Source organism: Streptomyces sp. NPDC037401, assembly GCF_055602345.1.
In genome coordinates, this window is record NZ_JBVJWO010000076.1 from 1 (window position 1) to 4,197 (window position 4,197).

General features: G+C 70.5%; 4 protein-coding genes and 2 pseudogenes. 5 read left to right on the plus strand and 1 reads right to left on the minus strand.

Going from position 1 to position 4,197, the window contains the following annotated elements:
• The 5 genes and pseudogenes from ACZ7H1_RS37220 to ACZ7H1_RS37240 form a co-directional block, all read left to right on the plus strand.
• A pseudogene (locus ACZ7H1_RS37220) lies at positions 1-775 on the plus strand (winged helix-turn-helix domain-containing protein); the annotation flags it as partial.
• Positions 776-1,191: 416 nt separating this feature from the next.
• Positions 1,192-1,355, plus strand: a pseudogene (locus ACZ7H1_RS37225) (DUF6233 domain-containing protein).
• Between the two features lie 23 nt (positions 1,356-1,378).
• Positions 1,379-1,525, plus strand: a complete 147-nt coding sequence (locus ACZ7H1_RS37230; protein ID WP_470792917.1) for a hypothetical protein — start codon at positions 1,379-1,381, stop codon at positions 1,523-1,525.
• A 9-nt stretch (positions 1,526-1,534) separates the two neighbouring features.
• Positions 1,535-1,825 carry a hypothetical protein gene (locus ACZ7H1_RS37235; protein ID WP_470792919.1) on the plus strand — a complete coding sequence of 97 codons (291 nt, stop codon included), beginning with the start codon at positions 1,535-1,537 and terminating at the stop codon, positions 1,823-1,825.
• 570 nt (positions 1,826-2,395) lie between these two features.
• The gene (locus tag ACZ7H1_RS37240; protein WP_470792920.1) at positions 2,396-2,689 is read left to right on the plus strand and encodes a transposase family protein; all 294 of its coding nucleotides are present in this window, start codon (positions 2,396-2,398) and stop codon (positions 2,687-2,689) included.
• A gap of 488 nt (positions 2,690-3,177) precedes the next feature.
• Here ACZ7H1_RS37240 and istB read toward each other — a convergent pair whose 3' ends face one another.
• On the minus strand, positions 3,178-4,014 hold the full coding sequence (istB, locus tag ACZ7H1_RS37245; protein ID WP_470792922.1) for an IS21-like element helper ATPase IstB: 837 nt from the start codon (positions 4,012-4,014) through the stop codon (positions 3,178-3,180).
• Between the last annotated feature and the right edge of the window lie 183 nt (positions 4,015-4,197).

The following is a 4,197-nucleotide window of genomic DNA, read 5'->3' on the forward strand; positions in this document are numbered from 1 at the left end:
GTGTGGACCGCGTCGAGGGTGGCCACGCTGACCGGCCGGAAGTTCCACATCGCCTACAGCGTCTCGGGTGCCACCCGGTTGATGCACCGGCTCGGTTTCTCCCCGCAGGTGCCCGCGCGGCGGGTCGCCGAACGCGACGAGCAGGCCGTCACCGTGTGGCGGGGGCGACCTGGGCGGAGGTAAAAGGGCCCGGGCGGCCTGCGGGGGCTACGTCGCTGCGAGGACGAAGCCGGCTTCACCCGCAGGCCGCCCCGGGGACGGACCTGGGGCCGGCGGGGGATCACCCCGGTCGTGACGGTCAGCGGACGACGCTCGGGACGGCTGTCGGTGGCTGGGCTGATCGCGATGCGGCCGGGTTCCAGGACCCGGCTGTGTCACCGTCTGTGGACCCATCCCGCGGGCCAGGGAACACGTCGCAGCATGAGCGAGCGGGACTTCGTCGCGCTCGTCGACGGCGTTCATCACCTGGTCAGAGCGCCGATCGTGCTGGTCTGGGAGCGGCGCAACACCCACGTCTCCCGCAAGATGCGTGACCGTGTCGCCGAACGCGATTGGCTGACGGTCTTCCTGCTGCCCGCCTACTCACCCGACCTGAATCCCGTCGAGGGCGTGGGCACACGTCAAACGCAGCCCCGCCAACCTCGCCGTCATGGCCCTCGACCGCCTCGAAGCACTCGTCCGCAACCGCCTCAAACGCCTTCAATACCGACCCGACACCCCCAACGGCTTCATAGCCGGCACCGGCCTCACCCTCGACACCCAAGCCTCACCTTGAAACGCCGAAGTCAGTAGACGACGCCCTGGCATTTGAGCATTGGAGTTGTCCATCCGGGCCACCTATCGCGCTCGGTCACAATGACCACCCCCGAAACCCCCGCCAGACCCCAGCCAGCCACCTGGGCGCCCATCCAAACCGGCCCCTGCGCGCGCTGCCACGCCCCCACATGCCGATACAGGGTCGGTGCCTCGCCCCTGTGCGCGTCGTGCAAGGCCGCACGTCAGGTGCAGTACGGGAGCTGAACCGTGTCCGTCCTGCCGCCCGACCTGCCTCGCCTGCGGACGCTGGTCACCTACCTGCGCGGTGAACTCGGCCGGGCTGAATAGGCGCTTGCCACGGCCGAGGAGCGCGAGGCCCTCGCCGCGTCGAGGCGGCCGCCGAAGGAGCCGCCCGCGTGGCTGGTCGAGCGCGGGATCGGAGGCGGCCGGCTTCCGGCCCGCGTACACACCGGGGACTGCTGGGACACCGGCAACCGCTGCGCCCCGCCGACCCCGAGCAGATACGGCAGATGCTGGCCGAGGGCGTGCCCGCCTGCATCCACTGCCGGCCCGACACCGCCCTCGGAGTGCTGGAGTGACCGGGCACCGGCAGGGTGAGGGGATGAGCCCTGCTCGTGTAGTCGTCTATCCGCCGGACGCCCAGGGCGGGCGCCGGGTGCGCTGCGACGGCGAGATCCTCGGCCGCGCCCTCGGCCCGGCAGGGCGCGGGCCGCTCCGGCCGCGCGCCGGACAGGGGGCTCGCCCCTAAGATCATCCGATGGAAATCGAACTGATCTACAGCATGATCGCGCTGCAGGAAGCGGCCGACGAAGCAGAGGCGAACGTGAGGCGCCTCCAGGAGGAATACGGGCAGTCGACCCTGACCTGGACCGACGAGCAGCACATAACCTGGCGGGACGCGTGGGAAGCGTGGCGTGAGGCCGGGGAGGTGGTGGAGGCCGAGGTGGTCGGCCTCGCGGAGGACACCGGGCAGGACCCTGACGAGCTCTATGCCGCGCTGAAGAAGGCCGCCCGCGACCCCGAGTCACCGGCCGACGGCGAGTCCTGACGCGGTTCCGCCCGGACGGGCGCCGTCCCTGGTGTCCCGAGGCGCCCGGCGGCTCCTCCCGCGGAGAGGACCGGGACGTGAGCGCAGCAGTGCGGGCCGCCACCCGGTAAGGGGGGCGGCCCGATAACCGCACCGGGCGCGGGTCAGACGGTGGCACCGCCACCGCCGCGCGCTCGAAGGTGTTCATGCCCGGTCAATGCCGGTACCGCCGGGGCGACACGGCCCAGGCACGAAACCGCCACCGAAGGGGGACGGCCTCCCTCAGGTGTCCGGCCGGCCGGCCGTCGGCCGGTCGGCCGGCATGCACCGCCGCGATCCAGGCGAGGACGTCCGCCGACAGACGGAGCGGGTTGAACCTGAGCGGGTGCCGAAGCGCCCCGGGCAGGCGCCTGGCAGAGCGCCGGCCCGGGGTGGTGTTCAGCAGGTTTTACAGTCGTAGCGGGTGGTGTTTTCGGCGGGGTGAACGGGTTCAGGCACGGATTCCGTGAAGTGGATCGTGCTGCCGTGCGCCGGTGACGCTCCGTCATCCTGGGTGTCATTCTTCGGTCGTGTGAGACCTTGCTGGAGTTGGTGTTCCCGCACCTGGTGACGGTGCTGGTGGAACGCGTGGTGGTGGAGAGCGGCGTGCTGCGGATCGCGGCGAGCACGAAGGACGGGACGGTAGCCGCGTGTCCGGGGTGCGGGGCATCGTCGATGCGGGTGCACAGCCGCTACGGACGCAGGATCGCCGATGTTCCGGTCGGCACCCAGCCGGTACTCATCGAGTTGTCGGTGCGTCGGCTGTTCTGCGACAACAGCGGTGTCCACGGACAGTGGGACGTCCGGGTGAGCGGACAACTGAGGTCCTTGCTGGCGGACAGTTGATCTCCCTGTCCGGTATGACAATTCACCGCCCGTGCGGCTCAACGCTCGGGTAGCTGGCGTGGGGGTATCGGGCGGACGACGCCTGGCAGGAGGTTGAGAAGCAGGTTGTCACGGTGCCCGCTTCTTCATCCATGACGTGTCCTCGCCGCTGTGCCCGAGAGATCCAGCCTCCCAAGCACGCGCATCGCGGCGAGCATCCCGAACATCCCGCCACATGGCTGTTCCGCCGCGGATGCGACTCCTGCGTCGTCGTGCTCTCCAGTCGATCCAGGAGGCGAGCGCGAGAATCAATATGAGAGGCACCAGGAAGAACCACATGACCTAAATGGTGCCGTGGCTCAGCAACGCTGGCTAGGTGCGGACCGGGAGACAACGCGGGAACTCGATTGCCGTGACCGGACCTTGACACGCCCAGTCGGGAGCCTCCTGCGCCTTTCAGGTGCAGATACAGGCTTGAGGGAGCTTCCTGACGGCTGACGGTCGATCCCTCACGACGGCGCCAGCGGGACGACGCCCTGGCCGGTGGTGGCCCGGGTCAGTCGGAGGCTGGAGCCTTCGGTGAGGAGGATGTGGGCGTGGTGCAGGAGCCGGTCGACGGCGGCGGTGGCCAGGGTCTCGGGCATGATCGAGTCGAATCCTGAGGGGTGCAGGTTCGAGGTGACGATCACGGACCGGCGTTCGTAGGCGGCGTCGATGACGCGGTAGAACGCTTCGGCGGCGGCCTGCCCGGAGGGCAGCGTGCCGATGTCGTCGATGATGATGAGCTCGCACCGGGTGATCTTCGCGACGGCCTTGGAGACGGTGTTGTCGACGGTCGCCCGCCCCAGGTGGGCGGTGAGCGATTCGAGGGTGAACCAGGAGACCTTCATCCCCTCGTCGATCGCCTTGTTCGCCAGGGCCTCGGCGAGGTGGCTTTTCCCCGTGCCCGAGGGCCCGGCGACAGCCAGATTCTCCGCGCGGCCGATCCATTCCAGGGTCATCAGGGCCTGCTGGGTCGGGGCCGGGATGGAGGAGTCGGCCTCGCGCCAGGAGTCGAACGTCTTCCCGGACGGGAGCTGGGCCTGCTGGCGGTGGTTGCGGCGGGTCGCCTCGTCCCGGCCCTTGATCTCTTCCTCCAGTAGGATCCGGACCACTTCGGCCGGGTCCCAGCGTTGCGAGCGTGCTGTTGCGAGGACCTCGGGGGCCGCCCGGCGCAAGTACGGAAACCGCATCCGCTTCAGGACGGTCTCCAGTTCGATGGGGATCGGCGGCGGAGTCGGCGACGGCGGGACCGGTGACGGGGCCGGAACCACTTCGGGCGGATCGGCAAAGGCGGTGGTGGTCATCAGCAACTGCCTTTCCGTCTCGGACTGTTCGGGCTTGCCGGTCCCGGGGGGGGGGGGGGGGGGGGGGGGGGGGGGGGGGGGGGGGGGGGGGGGGGGGGGGGGAGGGGGGGAGGGGGGGGGGGGGAGGGGGGGGGGGGGGGGGGGGGTCGAGGGGGGGGGGGGGGGGGGATACCCGCAGCGCGC

Coding starts and splice junctions, on each gene's coding strand:
- istB (WP_470792922.1), bottom strand. CDS start 4,014: ATGACCACCACCGCCTTTGCCGATCCGCCCGAAGTGGTTCCGGCCCCG.
- ACZ7H1_RS37230 (WP_470792917.1), top strand. CDS start 1,379: ATGAGCCCTGCTCGTGTAGTCGTCTATCCGCCGGACGCCCAGGGCGGG.
- ACZ7H1_RS37235 (WP_470792919.1), top strand. CDS start 1,535: ATGGAAATCGAACTGATCTACAGCATGATCGCGCTGCAGGAAGCGGCC.